The 19,935-nt window shown below is 41.5% G+C and carries 22 protein-coding genes; 9 read left to right on the forward strand and 13 right to left on the reverse strand.

Annotated elements, in window-relative coordinates; all coding sequences use genetic code 11:
* The first annotated feature begins 48 nt into the window (after positions 1-48).
* On the forward strand, positions 49-1,818 hold the full coding sequence (locus tag V7K76_RS22745) for a ribonuclease J (RefSeq protein WP_334775689.1): 1,770 nt from the start codon (positions 49-51) through the stop codon (positions 1,816-1,818).
* A 175-nt stretch (positions 1,819-1,993) separates the two neighbouring features.
* On the opposite strand, the gene V7K76_RS22750 is transcribed toward V7K76_RS22745, so the two are convergent.
* Complete coding sequence (locus tag V7K76_RS22750) at positions 1,994-2,620, reverse strand: hypothetical protein (protein ID WP_334775688.1); 627 nt, start codon at positions 2,618-2,620, stop codon at positions 1,994-1,996.
* Between the two features lie 520 nt (positions 2,621-3,140).
* On the opposite strand from V7K76_RS22750, the gene V7K76_RS22755 reads away from it, so the two are divergent.
* A complete protein-coding gene (locus V7K76_RS22755) occupies positions 3,141-3,518 on the forward strand; it encodes a Mo-dependent nitrogenase C-terminal domain-containing protein (RefSeq protein WP_334775687.1) in 378 nt (125 codons plus the stop codon).
* A gap of 110 nt (positions 3,519-3,628) precedes the next feature.
* Here V7K76_RS22755 and V7K76_RS22760 read toward each other — a convergent pair whose 3' ends face one another.
* Complete coding sequence (locus V7K76_RS22760) at positions 3,629-5,485, reverse strand: caspase family protein (protein WP_334775686.1); 1,857 nt, start codon at positions 5,483-5,485, stop codon at positions 3,629-3,631.
* Positions 5,486-5,685: 200 nt separating this feature from the next.
* Between V7K76_RS22760 and V7K76_RS22765 the strand changes: the two genes are divergently transcribed.
* From V7K76_RS22765 to V7K76_RS22775, 3 genes are all read left to right on the forward strand, one after another.
* A complete protein-coding gene (locus tag V7K76_RS22765; protein WP_334775684.1) occupies positions 5,686-6,177 on the forward strand; it encodes a hypothetical protein in 492 nt (163 codons plus the stop codon).
* A gap of 195 nt (positions 6,178-6,372) precedes the next feature.
* Positions 6,373-6,546, forward strand: coding sequence for a 50S ribosomal protein L32 (rpmF, locus tag V7K76_RS22770; RefSeq protein WP_334775683.1), 174 nt, complete (start codon positions 6,373-6,375; stop codon positions 6,544-6,546).
* Positions 6,547-6,983: 437 nt separating this feature from the next.
* Positions 6,984-7,589, forward strand: a complete 606-nt coding sequence (locus V7K76_RS22775) for a sulfite oxidase-like oxidoreductase (RefSeq protein WP_334775681.1) — start codon at positions 6,984-6,986, stop codon at positions 7,587-7,589.
* Positions 7,590-7,801: 212 nt separating this feature from the next.
* Here the strand turns inward: V7K76_RS22775 and V7K76_RS22780 are convergent, their stop codons facing one another.
* Both V7K76_RS22780 and V7K76_RS22785 read right to left on the reverse strand, forming a co-directional pair.
* Positions 7,802-9,184, reverse strand: a complete 1,383-nt coding sequence (locus V7K76_RS22780) for an aldehyde dehydrogenase (protein WP_334775680.1) — start codon at positions 9,182-9,184, stop codon at positions 7,802-7,804.
* Positions 9,185-9,374: 190 nt separating this feature from the next.
* Positions 9,375-10,514 carry a hybrid sensor histidine kinase/response regulator gene (locus tag V7K76_RS22785; RefSeq protein ID WP_334775679.1) on the reverse strand — a complete coding sequence of 380 codons (1,140 nt, stop codon included), beginning with the start codon at positions 10,512-10,514 and terminating at the stop codon, positions 9,375-9,377.
* Between the two features lie 173 nt (positions 10,515-10,687).
* Between V7K76_RS22785 and V7K76_RS22790 the strand changes: the two genes are divergently transcribed.
* Positions 10,688-11,032, forward strand: coding sequence for a CU044_2847 family protein (locus V7K76_RS22790; RefSeq protein WP_334775677.1), 345 nt, complete (start codon positions 10,688-10,690; stop codon positions 11,030-11,032).
* A gap of 9 nt (positions 11,033-11,041) precedes the next feature.
* Positions 11,042-11,392, forward strand: a complete 351-nt coding sequence (locus V7K76_RS22795) for a S1 family peptidase (protein WP_334775676.1) — start codon at positions 11,042-11,044, stop codon at positions 11,390-11,392.
* Here the strand turns inward: V7K76_RS22795 and V7K76_RS22800 are convergent.
* The 5 genes from V7K76_RS22800 to ureC form a co-directional block, all read right to left on the reverse strand.
* Positions 11,300-11,704 carry an HNH endonuclease gene (locus V7K76_RS22800; RefSeq protein ID WP_334775675.1) on the reverse strand — a complete coding sequence of 135 codons (405 nt, stop codon included), beginning with the start codon at positions 11,702-11,704 and terminating at the stop codon, positions 11,300-11,302. The two genes, V7K76_RS22795 and V7K76_RS22800, sit on opposite strands and share 93 nt — an antisense overlap.
* Positions 11,623-11,946 carry a hypothetical protein gene (locus V7K76_RS22805; RefSeq protein ID WP_334729977.1) on the reverse strand — a complete coding sequence of 108 codons (324 nt, stop codon included), beginning with the start codon at positions 11,944-11,946 and terminating at the stop codon, positions 11,623-11,625. Before V7K76_RS22805 ends, V7K76_RS22800 begins: the two co-directional genes overlap by 82 nt.
* Before the next feature lie 248 nt (positions 11,947-12,194).
* Positions 12,195-12,386 (reverse strand): hypothetical protein, encoded by a 192-nt coding sequence (locus tag V7K76_RS22810; RefSeq protein ID WP_334775673.1) that lies wholly within the window; start codon positions 12,384-12,386, stop codon positions 12,195-12,197.
* Positions 12,387-12,535: 149 nt separating this feature from the next.
* Positions 12,536-13,489 (reverse strand): transposase, encoded by a 954-nt coding sequence (locus tag V7K76_RS22815; RefSeq protein ID WP_334775672.1) that lies wholly within the window; start codon positions 13,487-13,489, stop codon positions 12,536-12,538.
* 3 nt (positions 13,490-13,492) lie between these two features.
* Positions 13,493-15,208, reverse strand: a complete 1,716-nt coding sequence (ureC, locus tag V7K76_RS22820; protein WP_334775671.1) for an urease subunit alpha — start codon at positions 15,206-15,208, stop codon at positions 13,493-13,495.
* Between the two features lie 201 nt (positions 15,209-15,409).
* On the opposite strand from ureC, the gene V7K76_RS22825 reads away from it, so the two are divergent.
* Both V7K76_RS22825 and V7K76_RS22830 read left to right on the forward strand, forming a co-directional pair.
* Positions 15,410-16,543, forward strand: a complete 1,134-nt coding sequence (locus tag V7K76_RS22825) for an AAA family ATPase (RefSeq protein ID WP_334775670.1) — start codon at positions 15,410-15,412, stop codon at positions 16,541-16,543.
* Positions 16,540-17,289 carry a hypothetical protein gene (locus tag V7K76_RS22830; protein ID WP_334775669.1) on the forward strand — a complete coding sequence of 250 codons (750 nt, stop codon included), beginning with the start codon at positions 16,540-16,542 and terminating at the stop codon, positions 17,287-17,289. The genes V7K76_RS22825 and V7K76_RS22830 overlap by 4 nt, the downstream gene beginning before the upstream one ends.
* A 44-nt stretch (positions 17,290-17,333) precedes the next feature.
* On the opposite strand, the gene V7K76_RS22835 is transcribed toward V7K76_RS22830, so the two are convergent.
* The 4 genes from V7K76_RS22835 to V7K76_RS22850 form a co-directional block, all read right to left on the reverse strand.
* Positions 17,334-17,645: an urease subunit beta gene (locus V7K76_RS22835; RefSeq protein ID WP_334775762.1), complete on the reverse strand. Its 312-nt coding sequence runs from the start codon at positions 17,643-17,645 to the stop codon at positions 17,334-17,336.
* Between the two features lie 14 nt (positions 17,646-17,659).
* Positions 17,660-17,962 (reverse strand): urease subunit gamma, encoded by a 303-nt coding sequence (ureA, locus tag V7K76_RS22840; RefSeq protein WP_114081110.1) that lies wholly within the window; start codon positions 17,960-17,962, stop codon positions 17,660-17,662.
* Positions 17,963-17,987: 25 nt separating this feature from the next.
* Complete coding sequence (locus V7K76_RS22845; protein ID WP_334775668.1) at positions 17,988-18,827, reverse strand: urease accessory protein UreD; 840 nt, start codon at positions 18,825-18,827, stop codon at positions 17,988-17,990.
* Positions 18,828-19,400: 573 nt separating this feature from the next.
* Complete coding sequence (locus V7K76_RS22850) at positions 19,401-19,871, reverse strand: DUF4079 domain-containing protein (protein WP_334699787.1); 471 nt, start codon at positions 19,869-19,871, stop codon at positions 19,401-19,403.
* Positions 19,872-19,935: the final 64 nt, after the last annotated feature.

A 19,935-nucleotide genomic window follows, 5' to 3' on the forward strand; every position in this document is an offset into this window, starting at 1 on the left:
TCGTTAACTATCAACTTAATTAACCACAAGTAACAATCTAAGGAGAAAATGGCTAAAAACGAAGCTAACAATTCCGCCTTGAAAATTATTCCTTTGGGCGGTTTGCATGAAATTGGGAAAAATACCTGTCTTTTTGAGTATGATGATGAAATTATCCTGTTAGATGCAGGATTGGCTTTTCCCACAGAGGCGATGCATGGAGTAAATATTGTTTTGCCAGATACGACCTATCTGCGAGAAAATCGCCACAAAATTAAAGGGATGATCGTTACTCACGGTCATGAAGACCATATCGGCGGGATTGCTTTTCATCTCAAGCAATTTGATATCCCGGTGATTTATGGGCCCAGGCTAGCAATGGCAATGCTAGAGGGTAAATTGGAAGAAGCAGGAGTCCGCGATCGCACCGAAATCAGAACAGTTTTACCACGTGATGTGGTGCGAATTGGTAAAAACTTTTTAGTTGAATATATCCGCAATACTCACTCAATCGCTGATAGTTTCACTGTTGCTATTCATACTCCTCTTGGTGTAGTCATTCACACAGGGGATTTTAAAATTGATCACACCCCAGTAGATGGTGAAAAGTTTGATTTACAACGCCTAGCAGAACATGGGGAAAAAGGCGTTCTTTGCCTCCTAAGTGATTCTACTAACGCTGAGATACCAGGATTTACACCATCAGAACGTTCAGTTTATCCCAATCTGGAGAGAGTATTTAGTCAAGCGACTGGGCGATTATTTGTCACTACCTTTGCTTCTAGCGTCCATCGCATCAACATGATTTTGGATATCGCGAAGAAGCAGAACCGTGTAGTAACGGTTGTGGGGCGTTCCATGCTGAACTTGATTGCTCATGCCCGCAATTTAGGTTACATCAAATGTGAAGATAATCTGCTGCAACCATTGCACGCCGTCCGCAATCTACCCGATGAAAGAGTACTGGTTTTAACTACAGGCTCTCAGGGTGAAACGATGGCAGCAATGACCCGCATTGCCAACAAAGAACATCCTCACATTAAAATCCGCGAAGGAGATACGGTAGTATTCTCTGCTAACCCAATTCCTGGAAATACCATCGCTGTAGTCAACACTATCGATAAGTTGATGATTCAGGGGGCGAAAGTAATCTACGGTCGGGATAAAGGGATTCACGTCTCCGGTCACGGCTGTCAGGAAGAACAAAAGCTGATGATTGCCTTAACTCGACCCAAATTTTTTGTGCCATTTCACGGCGAACATAGAATGCTAGTGAAGCACGCAGAAACGGCTCAGAGTATGGGCATTCCCAAAGAAAACATGATCATTATCCAGAATGGTGATGTTGTCGAACTGACTGAAGATGCTATTCGCGTTGCTGGTAAAGTGCCATCTGGTATTGAATTGGTGGATACTACTAGTTCGGGTATGGTAAGTGCCAAAGTCCTGCAAGAACGGCAACGCATGGCTTCAGAAGGCATTATTACGATCGCAGCTGCCATTGATTGGAATGGTAAACTGTTGGCAAAACCAGAAACTCATCTGCGGGGTGTAGTAACAAGTGTAGAGCGATCGCTTTTACAAACCTGGGTAAAACAACGCATTGAAGAAATCCTCACTGTGCGCTGGTCAGAATTTGCTCCTGGCGGTGAAGCAGCAGATATAGACTGGGGTGGATTGCAAGGAACTTTAGAACGAGAATTGCAACGTTCCATCCGTCGGGAATTGCAATGTCAGCCATCTGTGACTTTGTTGATGCAAATCCCTGATGAGCCACCTGTAAAAGTTGCCGATGGGAGAAGGCGGCGGACTCGAACTGCTGCTCAAGTAGCATCGTAGAGAATTTAAGATAAAAATCTCATACAGAGAGAAGTTTGAGCAGTGGGTTTCACCGCTCAGACTTCAATGGGCGCAAAGACACAGAATTTTTCTGAACGTCTTCGCGCTTTCTTTTATCATGGGTATAGAAATTATCTATAGTTATTGGAGGCAATCTAACTTGTTATGCATCGCCTCAAGCAACTCCAACCAATATCTCCTCATTATTCTCGTCTGCTGAAAGATACAAATCTCTCCACTGCTTAAAGTGGTCAAGATACCATCCTTCCTGACCTTCATCTCTTGTAAACAGTGTTTCAGGATCGATCTGTTGCAAAATGCCTGCTCCTTCACTGACTAGCTCACGGGATATAAGTCCCAATGACTCCTCTGCTGACAACAGAGTTGGAGCAAGAGTTTGATCTCCGAACATGAGCTTTTCAACAATCTCATCGGCATTCGCAACATTTCTTCTCGATAGCTCCTGCGACAAACTTTCCTTGATCTCAGCAGATGATTTTTCTAGTGATGCTCTTCTATCTTCAATCCCTGGATAGGCTTGACGAGTAAGCCTTAACTCAGACCGCAATTGTGCGATTACCCGATCTGCTTCTAGTTCAGATCCAAAAATCTCTTGGTGTGTTTCGATAAAATATTCCAGGATTTCGTCAATCTCTTCAGGATAAATCTCAAAAAAGCGGAAAATGCCGCAACCATGAGGGAAAAGATAAGCTACAAGGATGCTGAGTGCCTTTTGAGTTTGAAGGCGTGCGTACAGCGTACTGCCAGGAGGAATTGCGCTGTAGAGTACAGAAACACCCATAAGCAAGTTTATCTGATGTTAACGCTTCAGACTATATCACTCTCAAATTGCCACTGCAAAACTAAGTTTTGTAAAATGCAATCGATGCTAATCAATTAAAAATCAGTGCTTCTACGGCATTCAGCCATCAATGAATAGGACACACTTACGTGAGAAAGTGGGAACACGGAGAGGAAAAAAGCCTTCTAGGGTATTATTGATGTTTATACTTAGCAAAAATACTTTCAGACAGACCTTATATTAAGTTCTGTAAATGTTACACTAAAACCTATCCAATGACGGATGTCTTTACTAAAATTTAAACTGTGTCAAGTTATGAACAAGATCGTAATATTACACTACCGATCCCCAGAAAATTGCGATTAACTTGACGTAGTAATAAATTAGGTTCTGACTTAAGTGGCTAATCAGGTATTACATTATATCGCAGTCAGAACGCGATTTTTCCGGGAAAGTTCGTTGCCACGTTGTATATATTCATCAAAAAGGTGAATAGCCTCAATAACACAGAGGGTTAACCATGAAGGTATTCGACAATACCACCAAGAAGATTTTTCTGGCAAGCTGGGTATCAATCAATCAAGCAGAGACTACTGACCATAAAGTAACCCAGCTTAACCATTCTCCTTCCAAGCCCTACTGGGATATTCTCCAACCCCTACGGCAGCGAGTAGAAAGCATTCAAGTCCATGATCGCCAACTAGCTCACCGTTTGTGCAAAGTGATTCCATCTCAATGCCCTTTTGAGCGCGATGTCAAATTATTTGGGAAGACCTTGTTTCACATCCCACCCATGTGCAAGCTCAACCCCTTATATGAAGAAGTGGTTGGTTTACGTTTCCGAGCGTTGTGCTATCTAGCCGACGAGTGTGGCGAAGATGTATCGCAGTACTGCTAATACTGAGATATGAACGCTGAGGAAAAAGTTAGGAGTCATGATTAAAAGGTCGGGGATCAATAATATAACTCCTAATTCCTAACTCCTAACCATTTTTTATTATTTGTTTACTATTTCTTTTGCCATTTTTGAATGGCATCCTGAGCATCTTCATAAGCGGCTGTTTCCTCTGGCACTAAAGCAGCGGTCGCAATTGCGGCATTACGTTCTCCTTCGGCGGCGCGGCGCTTGGACAGGTCTAAAATTTTCTCACTCCATTTATTGATCGATTTCTGGGCTGCATCGAAGCCTGGTTGATCGGCTGGCACTTTCTTGGCAACTTCAATCGCTCGATTATAGGTAGATGCCTGTTCAGGCTTAATTAAGGCATTAGCTGCATCTAAAAGAGTTCTGTTGCTCACATACTGTTTACCCTCTAGCCGCCACAGGTTAATTGCTGCTTGTGCTTTGGCGTAGGGGGCTTCGTCTTTGGTGATTAATCGAGCAGCAGCAATAGCGCTGGCATACTGTCTTTGTTTAGCACGACCTTCTGCTAAATCTAAAATCATCTGGCTCCAAATCTGAATATTCTCTTGAGCTTGTTCGTACAATGGTTCACCCGATTGAATTTTTCGGGCTGTAGCGATCGCCATGCTCAAATCGCTCGCCTGAGTTTGTCTGAGCGACATTTTTGCCAGGTCTAATACTGCTTGATTCCGTTTTTTTGACTCGGAATTAGAGACTATTTGGGCGCTAGATTGATTTTTGAGTCTAACTGGTGGAGTGGAATCGCTGGGTAAATTCTCAATAACTTGGCGATCGCTAACATTAGTATTGGGTGATGTGCTTGATATTTGCTTAATTCTAAAAGTTTCTTGATTACGGAGAAAAACTACAGCGATTAAACCTGCTACCAGCAAGCTGCCTCCGCCCCATAAGATAAACTGTTTCCAAAAAGGGATGCTTGGCTGATTCGCTGGCAATCGCGAGACGTAACCTTTGGAGGAATTGGGGATAAATCTTCCTCTGGTACTAACTCCTAAAGAAGTTTCCGCCATTGGCTGGGAAACTAAGCTGCCACTTGACTCCTGGACTTTTTGACTTTTCACCTGTTGGGAAGATTTCACAGTAGCTTCTCCTCGTCTGCCCCGATCTGCCGAAGTTCTAGAGGAATCGTCGAGAGGAGGATCTGCAAGGGCAACAGCAAAAGATTCTTCAGGATAAATTACCGGTTCTGGTTGAAAGTCGCCTTCCATTGCCAATTCTGGCAAGATTACTTGCTGCCTTGATGGGATGATAGTGGCAGGGTTTTGGATAGGACGCCAGTGGTGGTGACATAATTTTGGCACAATCAGGCTGAGGTAGCTTTCTAAATCTGCCAAGTTGCTACCATTACCAGAACCCAAAGCTTCTAACAAAGCTGCTGTAAAGAATCCGTGACCTAATTCGCTACTTTCGTGGGAAAATTGCTCTGGTTGGCAAGAAAGAATTGTTGCGAGTTGTAGCTCTTGGGCTAGTTCTATGGTTTCTTCACCAACGGGAGCATCTGCTTGAGTGCCAAAAGCGCGGTTGATATCGAGTAGTAGCAGTACATTCAGGTCAGCAAGTTGTAGACTTTGCATTAGCGATCGCAATTCTATGCCAGTCTCTTGTACGAGTTCCGGGTTGCCCTCTGCTGGCATTAAGTAATCTTTGCCCTTGTAGTTGACTCCATAACCGCTAAAGAATAACCACAGATAGTCTTCCGGTTGCCAACTTTTTGCTGCCAAATCTTCAAGCAGCAGCAAAATATTCTCCTTCGTCGGGTAAGTTGACCTATCCCCAATGGGTGGCGAAGTATCCGTCATGACTAGACAGTGTTCGGGGAGAAAACCTGCCTCTGTCACCAAAAAATCGTCTAGTGCCTCAGCATCCGCTTGGGCACAACTTAAAGGTTGAAATAACTGATATTGATTGATGCCAATCGCGATCGCCCAGTAATTTGCCATCCCGCTCTTTGTCAGTTATTGTTTGCTGGTCTTAAAATTGCGGTTGGCTTTGCCAAAAAAACAAAGCTAACCTGTGTCTTATAGTTTTGGGGATTCTAATTGAATCTTCAGTTAGAATGTAATTTTTATTACGTTACTAAACCGGAAAATACTTTTTACCTAATTTCAATAACAGATCATCATTAAGGAGATAGAAGGTCATGAGCAAGATTTCTGCTCACCTACCATCATGGATCACTCCCTTTTCAGTTATTAGCCAAATTGCCAGAAGAATCCGGATAATTCCTTTAGTAGTTTTGCTCATATCTACTGTTCCTGCGTGGTTTTTGATGGAAGCGATCGCACCGCAGGTTGTGCGAGCTTACACCGCTAGAGTCGATCTAGCTATCGACCGCCTGCCAGAAGAAAACTATGAAACCGTTCTCAGAAGGGCGGAAGCGGCTGCAAGGGCAGCTGCTCAAAGGAGCTTCGACCAAGATATCTTGGTGACAGATGTTTCCATCATTGTGTCCGTACAAAATTATGGCGCGATCGCACCAGTCCTGACATTAGATGTGAGTCGTCCTCAATGGCGATCGCGCCCCGATGCTCAAAATTGGGCAACTTACTTTAAAACTGCGCGATCGCTACTTTTCTTTGAAAATAACTCTAATACAGTTCCCGCAACTGGCGGTGCGCCAACTAAAAAATGACGGGTTTAGCCAGACACAGAGAGAAGTTCGAGCCAAGAAAGGCTTGGCTCGAACTTTTTCTCAGAGAGATACAAAGTTTCCATGTCCCACGTAACTTTTAACCCGACTTACTTAATTCCTAACTCAACTATTGTCCTTCGCGTCAGTGGATGGCCTAGAATAATAAGGTTGTCAAGAATCGCGATATCTGCTGAAATGGCTGTTCCTAAGAAGAAAACTTCAAAATCAAAACGAGATAAACGTCGAGCTACCTGGAGACACAAAGCTGTCGTCGAAGCCCAAAAAGCCCTGTCTCTGGGCAAATCAATTTTGACTGGACGTTCTACATTTGTATATCCAGCTGTTGAAGAAGAGGAAGAAGAATCTTAACAATTCAAAATGACGCTCTCTACGAGACGCTACGCTCACAAAATTCAAAATGAAAGATATTTTCAGACGGGGATTTAGCGAGAAACGCTCCACTTGGGCAAAGCCCAAGTGGAGCGATTTCTCAAGACAAACCCCGACTGAAACTCACAAGCTCATTAGATGAAAAAAATTGGTAGTGAGTAATTGGGAATATCCATTACCCATTACCTATCAACTAATCATATAAAGATTGAAGAAGAATACAGAATTCAGAATTCAGCAATCTTGACGCGACTCGAAAATAGTCGCTACGGCTGCGCTATCCGCTAATCGTACAGAATACCCAACTGAATTCTGACTGCTGACTCCTGAATTCTGTTCGATAAAACATCTGGTGCTGTAGGCGACTCAGCAAAAAAGATTGTAAATACTTTGAGAAAACTTATTTTTCTCCAACTATGTTAGGAAAATTTTTTCAGAAACCAGGCAAAGAAGAAGGCGATCGCGTCCCTCCTGGCCAACACTTAGCTAAAGGTTTCCCTGTATTAACTTACGGTGAAACTCCCCAAGTCAGCACTGAACAATGGGAGTTTCGAGTTTGGGGTTTAGCAAAATCTGCTACCTTTAGTTGGTCGGACTTTATGGCGCTACCTCAACACGAATTCACAGCAGATTTCCACTGTGTAACGCGCTGGTCTAAACTCGATGTCAAATGGACTGGCATTAAAGTTACAGATTTTATGGGTCTGATTGAAGTAGATCCCAAGGCAGCCCACATTATGGAACACTGCTACGGCGATTACACTACCAATATTTCTGTAGAAGATTTTATCCGCGAAGAGAACTTCTTTGCTTTTAAAGTTTTTGGTGAAGACCTTCCATCTGAACACGGTGGCCCAATCCGGCTAGTTGTTCCCCATTTATATGCTTGGAAAAGTGCTAAATGGATCAATGGCTTGGAATTTTTGCCCAGCGAAGAACTTGGTTTTTGGGAGCGCAATGGCTACCATCGCCGTGGTGAACCCTGGGCTGAGGAGCGTTACAGCAACGCTTTTGGGATTTGATAGTTAGGAGTTATTCAATTTTAGATTTTAGATTTTAGATTTTGGATTAGACATCTGGTGAAAATGAATGTAGAGACGTAGCACTGCTACGTCTCTACAAGGGTTCTGGATAACGCATATTTAATTTCTAGAGATGTCTATTGGAAGAAAAATCTAAAATTGGCAGAGTTAGGAGTTATGGATTTTTATTCTTCACTCCTCACTCATAACTTCTAACCTAGAAGTTTCTTTATGAAGGGCAATTTGCCCTGATATGGAGCGTACCGCCATTTTAAATCAAGCCAGAAAGAGTTTTGCAATACACTTTTTTTATGGGAAAATGTGTCAAAACTAGCTTTACCGTGATAGTTGCCAATACCGCTATCTCCCACTCCACCAAATGGTAAAGACGAGACACCAACCTGCATAACTGTGTCATTAATACAGACTCCACCAGAAGAAGTTTCCTGTAAAACTCGCTTTTGCAGGTTCTTGTCTTGAGAAAATAAGTATAACGCCAATGGTTTGGGTCTAGAGTTAATCAAGGCGATCGCTTCTGCAATGTCAGTATATTCAATGATGGGTAGAATCGGGCCAAAAATTTCTTCCTGCATTACCGAATCTTCTAAGGAGACATTATCAATCACTGTCGGGGCGATATAACGCTCTGAAGGTTGAGTTTTTCCACCAATGATAATTTTTCCATCTTTGAGAAAGCTAACCAGTCGATCAAAGTGTTTTTCACTAATAATCCTGGCATAATCAGGACTGTTTGCAGGATTATCGCCATAAAATTCTTTTAGAGATTTTTTCAGACCATCTATTAAATCTTTTTTGATTTTTTTATTAACTAAAAGATAGTCGGGGGCGATACAAGTTTGTCCAGCATTAATAAATTTGCCCCAAGTGATTCGTCTAATAGTGTGTTCAAGATTAATGTCAGTATCCACGATACAAGGACTTTTGCCACCCAATTCTAAAGTCACTGGAGTAAGGTATTTTGCCGCAGCTGCCATAATGATTTTGCCGACGGCTGTACCACCGGTAAAAAAGATATGGTCAAACTTTTCTGCAAGTAGTTTTTGACTCGCTTCTACGCCTCCTTCAACCACTGCAATATAAGCAGGGTCAAATTGTTTGCCAATAATCTTAGCAATGACATCAGACGTATGAGAAGCAATTTCTGAAGGTTTAATAATTGTACAATTTCCGGCTGCGATCGCACCTATTAACGGTGAGATAATTAACTGAAATGGATAATTCCAAGGGCCGATAATTAAGACAACCCCTAATGGTTCTGGATAAATTTTCGCCGAGTATGAAAAAAAATCCCAGGAAACCGCTACTTTTTTTGGCTTACTCCAGTTTTGAAGATGTTTTATAGCGTAATCAATATCCTTAATTACGCTGATTTCTGTAAGGTAAGTTTCAACTTCTGGTTTATGTAAATCCGCTTGTAATGCCTCGACTATTGACTTTTCATGCTCAATGATTGCTTGCTTAAGATTTTTCAGTTGTTCAATGCGAAAATTTACATCTTTAGTTTTTCCTCTTTGAAAAAACTCTCGCTGATTATGGAGAATATTGCCAACGTTAGATAATTCAGTGGTAATCATTATTTTGTCCTCTCAAAAACTATTTACTTAATACTAATGCTGTTATACAAATCATACTCAAATCGTCAATTTTAGTGTCGGATTTTATGATTGAAATATTTAATTTTTATGGGTAGATATTAGTAATTATAAATTATGAATTTTCAGGATAAAAAGCTCTAAAATTCATAATTTACAATTACTACTTTTTTCAGATTTTGGTGGGTAGAAGCACAATAAATATACTACCTTTACCCAAATCAGAATTAAGCAGAATAATGCCTTGATGTGCCTCGACAATTCGACGAGCAAGGTACAGTCCTAAGCCACTACCAGAACTCTTATGGCTGCCTTGGCGAAATCGTTCAAAGATGGTGGCTAGTTCTTCAGGAGGAATACCTGGACCTGTATCCGCTATTTCAATTCTAATATAGTCAACAGAATTGGACTTTCCAGATAACTGAGATTGACTGCTGTTGTCGGACTGGCGTTGAGAAGTAAAACGAATAGTCACAGAACCAGAGTCGGTAAATTTGATCGCATTGCCGATAAGATTTGTAAATAGACGATGTAACTCTAAGCGATCGCCCATCACTGTGTTTGATTCTTCGGTAAAATCCACACTTAGCGATAGTGCTTTGTCTTGAGCTAAGGGTGATAATTCTCCCGTTACCTCTTCTAGCAATTGGCCCAGATTAACTGGTTGAAACGCTAAACTTTTGCGACCTGCTTCAAAACGATAAACTTCCAATAAAGTATTCACCATAGAAAGCAGGTTGATATTGCTACGGGCCATGATGGCGATTACTTCCTGCATTTGCGTTGATAATGTTCCCAACGCGCCTTGCTGAAATAGCATTAACATGCGATCGGCGGCTACTAGGGGAGTGCGTAAGTCGTGGGTGAGGCGGGAGACAAAATCTTCTCGCTGGCGGGCAATTTCATCACGTTCATCCATACTATGCTTCAAACGTAAGAGCGATCGCACTCGTGCCAGCAATTCATCTACTGTTACAGGTTTGCGGATAAAATCATCAGCACCCAAGTCTAAACCGTGGGCGACGTTGGGCGTATCGTGGGCAGTGATTAGCAATATGGGGATGTATTGCGGCAATTTCATCTCTTTGCGAATGTGCTTAGTAACTTCGTACCCGTCCATACCTGGCATCATTAGATCCAGAAGAACCAAGTCACAGGGAGAAGCTTTCAATTCTGCCAAGGCCGAAATCCCATTTTCTGCGGTGCTAATGGTGTAACCTTCTTCCTCCAAAATAGTTTTGATCAAAAACACGTTATCAGGAGAGTCATCAACAACCAGAATTTTGTCAGAACGAGAAGATTGTGAAGTCATATAGATGCAGGGTATGGGGTAAAAGTAAATTTTTCAGAAAACTGGTTTATTTGGTATAGTTTTTAAATAAAACTTTTAGGTAAATTCCTTCCAAATCAAAATTTTTACCAATAAATTTATTTAAAAAATACTTTACTTACCTTTTTAACAGATAGCCACAAGCTAATTGAATTATGGCTCGTAAACTTCTAGAACTGAATACAGAAGATGGCGGCACGATTTTGGTAGCAGTTGAGCTACCAGAAGCATCAGTAGGTCGTGTGTCGCCCACTGGCGAGTTACCTATAGAAAAAGTAGAGGCTAACTTCGATGCAGTTAAGGAATTGATTATTCGCGGGTGTCGCCCAATTACAAAGGCGTTTCGTACCTTGCAGCAAGAATCACAACCCGTAAGCGGAGAAGTTGAGTTTGGCGTAAATTTTACCGCCAAAGGCTCGGTTTATGTAGTCGAATCCACTGGGCAGGCATCGCTGAAGGTGAAAATAACTTGGAAACTGGCACTCGAAGAAAACAAGTAATAAATTTTCATGAATTGGGAATTAGTTAAAGCTTGTACCGTGGCGATCGCTACCCCAGAAGGTTACATCCAAGGCACGGGCTTTTTTATCTCACCCAAAGGACATTTACTCACCTGCGCCCATGTAGTTGAATCGGCAGGGGGTTGGGAAGAAGTGCGAGTCAATGGGCAAGGGGTTGAGTTGGTTTATTTAGGCGATCGCATCTTTCATACTCAATTAATCATCACTTATCTGACGCACATCTTCTTGGGGAGGATGCCAACCAACTTACACCCAAAGCCGCCGAGATTTCTGAATGAACCCATTACCATGACGCTCATCATTCATATCAAGCCGATTACACGTTGCCCGACCTGTTAGAGTTATTCCGACAATTTCTGTCCCATCTAAAGTCCAGATAAAATGTTCTGACCATTGTTGTTTACGAGGATTAAATAAAGGGACTTCCTCTTGAGTTTTCGGGTCAATTCCTGATGTAAAATTATAACGACGTTCATTGCAACGACGGCAAGATAAAGCTAAATTTTCCAGTTCATCCGAGCCACCTAAAGACTTTGGAATTAGATGATCGACCGTAAAACGATCAGTATTTACGAATTCTGGGGAGTGACAATATTCGCAGAGGTATTTTGCTCTTTCACCGACGATTTCTCGGATGGAGTTGGAAACCATGTTGATTCAGCCGCTAAAACAGAATTAGCGTAGGTAAAAATCTGCGCCAACTCAGATATACCATCTAACTCAGCTTTTTCTTCTGGCGTGATTAATCCAGATTTGCTTCGTTCTAGCAGATCATCTGAACGTTCTTGCAGCTCCTTGGTAAACTTAAAAAGATTAAGATTATTTACTTTGTCTAGTTTGATTCCTGTTTCCAACCAGTATGAAGGTTCAATCATTAATTTCGGAGTCATCATGAGTTGCATATAGAATGCTGCACTTTGATTTTAGCTTTTAAAAAGTGCTAATGCTTACGCTCTAAACAAAAGATTAAACTCAAAATCAATAATTTGTGTTTTTTATTCTAAATTGAGACTTGGATAAGAGAGCAATTCAATCTCAGTAATCACTGAAATAAAATATTGTCCTGATGGCAATGGGTTTACCAAACGGCCACCCAAAAAATACAAGACTACATTTGTATCTATCAAAATTAAAGGTTGTGTCAACACCACTTATCCCTAATTTGCTGCTGATATTCCAAAGGATCTTGAGTTAGTTGAATTACACCTGCATACTGGTTTAAATTAAACTCTTGTTTTTGTTGTGATTGATGAGCTTCTAATATCTTCTCAATTTGCTGCCAGTCCTGATAATCAATTAACACTGCTACCGGACGCATGGCTTCATCAGTCAAAATTTTTTCTTAAAAGGTAGCATGATTTTCTATATCAGATATAACGTTTAACTATATTGATCGTAACTCCAAGACAGAAAGTTGATTAGGGCAACTTTACTCTCATCTTTAAGAGCGATATCTAGCAACAAGCCGCTCGATGCCTATGCTTATTTCCCAGAGTTGAGACTATCTAAAACTTGCTGAAAATCTGCTGTGGAAGGAATTGCGATCGCACTTTTGAGAAGCGTTTTTAGTACAGATGGTTCTTCTATCCTATTGATAACTTCGACAATGGAGCTTGGCACTTCTCCAAATCGCGTTTCTAGGACTGTAATGATGTTTTCTCTAGCATTTTCGACAATTCCTTCTTCTTTTGCTAGCCTTTCAATACTAGTTACGTACCTCATTCTATCTGCCTCCTCGTAACTTCTGACTTCTGTTTTAAAACTAAGTGCCAACTCTTTTGGCAAAACCATTATCCAGTCGATAAACCGAAATAGTTCTCGAATATCTTCCCGGCTATATCCCCGTTCATACAGCCGTCTGACTAGGCTTAGTTTCCACTGTAGCCGATTTTGTGGGTTTCGTTGCGTTGCTTTGGTCTTGAGATGCGCCATCACAATTACACCAAAGGGATTGGTTGTTTGCTCTAGGGTTTCCCACCCTTGCTCATAGTCCAACAGTTTCGCCACAGGAAACTCTAAGCTGACGCGACATCCGACCAGTTGATAGCTGTAGCTGGAAGGTCGCCAATTCGCTTGTTCATCTGCTAACACTGCTAAACTAATGACTCGCTTTTTATGGCGGTCAAATAAGCGGTAATTATATGTGTACATCCGTTCGGCAAATTGGCTGTCATATTGCCCTTGGACTTCCACATGAATCAATACCCAAGCTTCCTCTCCATCCAGTAGCCAAACTTTTGCGACTTTATCAACCAAACGCCGCCCAATTTCTGCATCCGGTTCTAGTTGTTGCAGTTCTGTGTCCAGAAATTCATAAGGTCGCGTCCAGTCGATTTCGGCATAAGCTTGGGTGAAAAAGAATTCCAGAAAGCGGGGAAAATATAGCTCAATGACTTCTTTCCAAGGACTATCGTAATCAGTAAGTTGCTCGGTCATGAATTAAAACAAAAAGTACCTCTGTGCCATTGGTAAAACTGTTGCAGGTTCACAAATCAGCAACTCTCCATCAGCCCTAACTTGATATGTTTCTGGATCTACTTCAATGTGAGGTAGTGCATCATTCAACTTCATATCCCGCTTACTCAATTGGCGTGTTCCAGAAACTGCAACTGCTGCCTTTTGTAAACCTAGCTGGCTGGGAATTTCTTTCTCTAAAGCTGCTTGCGAAACAAAAGTTAATGATGTGGCATGACGCGCCCCTGCAAAACTACCAAACATCGATCGCATATAAACGGGTTGCGGTGTGGGAATACTGGCGTTAGCATCGCCCATTTGCGCCCATGCAATCATTCCGCCTTTAATCACTATCTCTGGTTTCACGCCAAAAAATGCCGGACGCCACAAACATAAATCTGCTAATTTTCCCTCTTCCACTGAACCCACATATTGAGCAATTCCGTGAGCGATCGCAGGGTTAATTGTATACTTAGCAACATATCTTTTCGCCCTAAAATTATCTGCTTTTTGCTCAGTTCCCTGTGGATTAAGAGTTCCCCGTTGCACCTTCATTTTGTGAGATGTCTGCCAGGTGCGAATTATCACTTCGCCTACCCTTCCCATTGCCTGGGAGTCTGAAGAAATCATGCTAAATCCGCCTAAGTCGTGCAAAATATCTTCAGCAGCAATGGTTTCTCGACGGATGCGAGATTCAGCAAAAGCAACATCTTCGGCGATCGCCGGATCAAGATGATGACATACCATCAACATATCCAGGTGTTCATCTAAAGTGTTGAGGGTGTAGGGACGTGTGGGATTAGTAGAAGATGGCAGAACGTTGGCTTGGCCGCAAACTTTGATGATATCTGGTGCGTGTCCGCCGCCTGCGCCTTCGGTGTGGTAGGTGTGGATAGTACGATTTTTGAAAGCTGCGATCGTATCTTCGACAAATCCAGCTTCATTCAGGGTATCAGTATGAATCGCTACTTGCACATCATAAGCATCGGCAACACTAAGGCAAGTATCAATTGCTGCGGGTGTGGTTCCCCAGTCTTCATGTAGTTTTAACCCCATTGCACCGGCGGCTACTTGTTCTACAAGTCCTTGGGGTTGACTGGCGTTACCTTTACCCAAAAATCCTAAGTTGACGGGAAAAGCATCAGCAGCTTGCAACATTCGGTAAATATTCCAAGGGCCGGGGGTGCAGGTAGTGGCATTTGTACCCGTAGCTGGCCCAGTACCGCCGCCGATCATCGTGGTAATACCGGAAGCGATCGCAACTTCAATCTGTTGGGGGCAAATAAAATGAATATGGGCATCGATACCGCCAGCAGTGAGAATCATTCCTTCACCAGCTAAGGCTTCAGTTCCGGGGCCGATAATAATATCTACATTGTCTTGAATATAAGGATTTCCGGCTTTACCAATTTTAAAAATCTTGCCATCTTTAATGCCAATATCCGCTTTGACAATACCCCACCAATCGAGAATTAAGGCATTAGTAATTACTAAATCAACAGCACCATCGGCGTTAGAAATGGGGGATTGTCCCATCCCATCGCGGATGACTTTACCGCCGCCAAATTTCACTTCGTCGCCGTAGGTGGTGAAATCTTGTTCAACTTCAATAAATAATTCTGTGTCTGCAAGTCGGATGCGATCGCCTACTGTTGCGCCATAAGTTTCGGCGTAGGCGCGGCGATCCATTCTGTAAGGCATAATGGCACTCGTGGGGGTGGTGTTACTTTGATTATTTTTGAGCGAGTTTAGAGATATTCAGAGGAAATTTTGTATAAATTTATAATTTTATTGTAACCCTAGATGTAGTGAAATAAATTTTAATGGTAGTTAAAGCGAATTTATAAACGCGAAAATCTACAATGATATTAGGAACATAGGCAGATATAAAACTGAGGTAGAATGTTATCTAAACTGAGAGTTCAGCATTACAAGAGCCTCTTTGATATCGAAGTTGATTTAGAACCATTAACTGTATTTATTGGACCGAATGGTTCTGGAAAGTCGAATATTTGTGAAGCTTTATTTGTATTATCTAATTTTTTGGAAAGATTAATAATTAATATTAATTATGAGGAATTAATACCTTTTTTCGCTCAATCTTTAATGGCTGTAAATACAAATCAGCAGAAAATTGAATCAAAATTATGGCAGGGTAAGCAAGATTATCTGTTCTTTGAGGTTACTTATCTTCAAAATAGAGAAAGTCAGCAATCAAGTTCAACTATATCAACTCGTATTGATTATCCACAGCGAATAGTGACTATTAACAATCAAGAATATTCCGGCAATACTGCTACTGGAATAAATCAGTATACACATACACAGCAACTAAGAAATTTTTTAGTTTCTAATAACTATTTGGATTCTCCTTTAGCCAAGGCAATCAGAAAAGTTAGTATTTATGACTTTGCCCCAATTAGTCTCTCTAATAATATTCCATCAACTGGTGGAATGGATAAAACAGGACAGGGAATTGTTGATGCTCTAGCTGATATTTTGCTGAGTAATCGTAAAAGTTTTGATGAGTTGGAGGAACGTTTGACACGGCTTGTTCCTAATATACAGAGAATTTCTTTACTGCGTAGAGAAGATAGAACTTTTTTACTGGAATTAATCGACAGATATTCTGAACATCATATCCCTGCTTCGGATATATCTGATGGTACACTTAGAATTTTGGCATTTCTAACCGCACTTTATCAAGAAAATACCCCCAGTATTATTTGTTTTGAAGAGATAGAAAACGGAGTTCATCCTTGGTTGTTACACAAAATGATGGAATTATTGCAAATAATTTCTACAGAGGGGATTACAGGTAAACCTGTTCAAGTATTAATCACAACTCATTCTCCCGTTTTGCTGAATTATGTCGAACCTCACCAAGTGCGTGCTGTTGAGTTAGACACCGAAGGTAAAACTCAAATTCATGCCTTACCCATTGATTCAGAACGCTTTCAAAAAGCCCTAGAAGCTTATGATGGAGCATTAGGTGAACTTTGGTTTACGAATGTGTTTGGAGGTAATCCGGTATGAATCGGGCGATTCGTATTGGGCTAATTGCTGAGGGAGAAGCAGAACTCGGAGCAAGTATTCCCTATATTAAACCAGAAGATGGTGGAAAAGTTATTGAAAGAGATAGAGAAGGGGCACTTCATACCATAATCAGACGAGAAATTAATAATTTGGGATTGCCTGATTGTGATTTTGTACAAAGACATCCATCCATCAGCGAGAATCGAGTCTTTAAACGGCGTGTAGGACACTCAATTTTAGATCCAAAATATTTAGCACAGGTGATTATCGCGTGGAAACCTGAAGAAGTTGATATGATCCTAATTGTGGTTGATGCAGATGATAAGCTTCAGCAAAGGCAAATTGACTTGGAACGGGCTTTAAATAAAATCCGTGATAATCACCTGGATGTTAATGAGCAAAAAATTAGCGATCATAGTGCAGGAGGTTTAGCGATTAAAAATTTTGAAATGTGGTTGTTGGCAGACACTCAAACTGTATCAAGCATTTTAGGTGTAGAGCTTGAACCTCTGGAAAATTTAGAAGAATTAGATGGTGGAAAAGGTATTTTAGAAAATGCGATCACACAATCAATATATCTCTCTGAAAATAGTAGCAATCAACGCCCTCTACAAATTCGATGGAAACTTGCTTTTGAGATTGATTTAGCAATTATCAAAAATCGTTGCCCGAATGGATATGCTATTTTTTCACAACATTTAATTGCGGCTACAACGGTAGTTGCTAACTCAATCGCAGGGACGTAGCATTTATTCCCTACTTAGTTTAATTAGAATAGCATCTAATGATTTTAAGTATCTAAATTTCCGTTAATTTTGGCGTTGAAGCCGTAGACTTGGCGGCTACCAACTAAGGGGACTAAAGTTACTTCTTTTTCGTCGCCTGGTTCAAAGCGAACTGCGGTTCCGGCGGGGATATCGAGGCGCATTCCTCGCGCTTGTTCTCTGTCAAAGTTTAAGGCGGCGTTGACTTCATAAAAGTGGTAGTGGGAACCGACTTGTATGGGGCGATCGCCTGTATTTGACACTTGTAATTTTACAGTTGGACGACCAACATTCAGCTCAATTTCACCTGCTGGTGTAATAATTTCTCCAGGTATCATCATAAAGTCAAAAATTAACGAATTGGATTATGTACCGTCACTAACTTTGTGCCATCAGGAAAAGTTGCTTCTACCTGCACATCATGCACCATTTCTGATATCCCTTCCATGACATCATCGCGCGTCAATAGAGTTGTACCATAACTCATTAATTCAGCTACAGTTTGCCCATCTCTTGCCCCTTCTAAAATGGCAGCAGAAATATAAGCGATCGCTTCGGGATAATTCAGTTTTAAACCCCTTCCTTTACGTCTTTCTGCTAATAAAGCAGCAGTAAAAATTAATAGCTTATCTTTTTCCTGCGGCGTAAGTTGCATTTGTACTTCCTCCTCTGCGGTTCGTTTAAAGCTGCCACACTCTTGGTATACAATTACCACGATTCAAAAAAGAAACTCGCAGCAATTGCCAAACATCAATAAACCAGTTTCTCACCTCAGATGTAGAAGCACCGCGATATCGACACAATAATCCATGTTGTAACCTGCTAACACCCGCTTCTCCTTCCCCATCCCATAAATTTCGGGTTTTTTCGACAATCTCTGCTGAAACTGTTCCACCAACCCAAACTAGACTACCTACTATTGGTTTTCCAGCCAAGCCATGAGGACTGTGGAAAATGTCTTCGCTACCGGGTAAGTATTGCCGATCAATCCACAAAGGAACACCTTGCTGCCAAATTTCGGTGTGCGATCGCCATTCTCCTTGCAAGAATTTCTCTCCTCTAGCACTACGACCAAATCGGGTAATTTCCCAGCCTAACCAACTGCCCCCGGTTGCTAATTCTACCCGTAAATCTTGCCGATAAATCGCGTTGTTAAATAAAATTGTCTCTTGCGGCAACCATTCTAAACAAGCACCAGCATCAACCTGCATCTGGATGTTTTGTCTAGCTTGTAAGCCATTGCTGCGGTATATCTTGCTTGCCGCCGCCGTAGTGATTAAAGCTTGGGCTTGGGGTTGGAGGTGGATGTTAGAGGATAAGCGATCGCCTCCTACCATTCCCCCAGCCGTGTGTAAAATGACGCTATGACAAACTTTTTCCCCTTCTGGATAAAATGGGCGTTGTACCTTCAGGGGCGCTTGTTGGTGATTGTAAATTAATTGGGTTGCCCCCTGGCGATCGGCATAGACTAAATTAAGTTTGCCATGCCAACCTTCTGCTATTTGTGAATTGCAGGTCATTTATAAATTCAAGATTAAAGTTCAGATACTTTATATTTATTTAATGCATTAAGTAGGTGGATCTAAATAAATATAAGATAGTTCGTCATTGCTTTGGCGTAAGCCTTCCCGCAGGGTACGAAGTGTTCGCGTAGCGTCTCTAAGAGTTGCAATCGCAAAGACTGAGATTGCCACGCTTCACTTCGTTCCACTCGCAATGACATTTTATATTTAATTGCGTCTACTTACTTATTTACTGCTTTATCTGCAATTTATTCTTCACTTGTTGGTGAAGTGTGGACTGATTATCTTTGAGGCTCAAAACATAATCAGCATTTGCGGCTATAATTTTTTGGGCAATCGATTTCTGAATATCTTTGTTAACGAACTTTGGGGGTTTAAGTCCCCAGCAATACAGGCAGCCCGTTTTGGGTCGGGGTCTAAATCCCCGTCGCAAAACGTAATTGCGAATTGCGAATTGCGAATTGTTTTAATTCTTCCCCATTTCCCATAACCAAAAACTCCATCACAAAGGGATGGAGTTTTTCATTACCACATTACCTACTAGGCTTGATATGATTGCTAACTACTTAACTATGCTTTAGTAAGAATTCTTTGGACAATTTGCACACCAGTAACAGCCTGCCAAGCAAAAAGCCCCAAAAGGGTGAAATTTATCAAAATGTGAGTTGCACGCGCCCAATTTGCCCCTTTCTGCATATAGGGGGACAAAGCAGCAGAAAATGCTATTAGACTTGTCATGCCCAGTCCTGCTAACAGGTGAGGCTGGACAAACAATTTACCATTATTGATGTAAGTGACAGCCATCCCACCGATCGCACCTGTGACCATTAAAGCTAGGAGTATAGACCCGATTTGGTAGTGTCTGACGTTATATCTACCTTTTATCAGTTCTTTCTTTTCTTCTCCCTGAGCATTTCTGGTACGCTGTACTTGCAGCCCCAAGTAGGCAGCATAAATTGAGAATGCTAATAGCGCCCACATCAGCACTGGATGGAAGAAGTTCAACCAATATTTCACCGACGCAGAAAGTTCCAGACTCATTGTGTTCTCGCCTAATTCTTAAATCTTCATAAAAATTAGCATAACTCTATTTTGTGTGCTTAAT

Origin of the sequence: Nostoc sp., assembly GCF_036917975.1 — a bacterium.
Lineage (GTDB): Bacteria > Cyanobacteriota > Cyanobacteriia > Cyanobacteriales > Nostocaceae > Nostoc.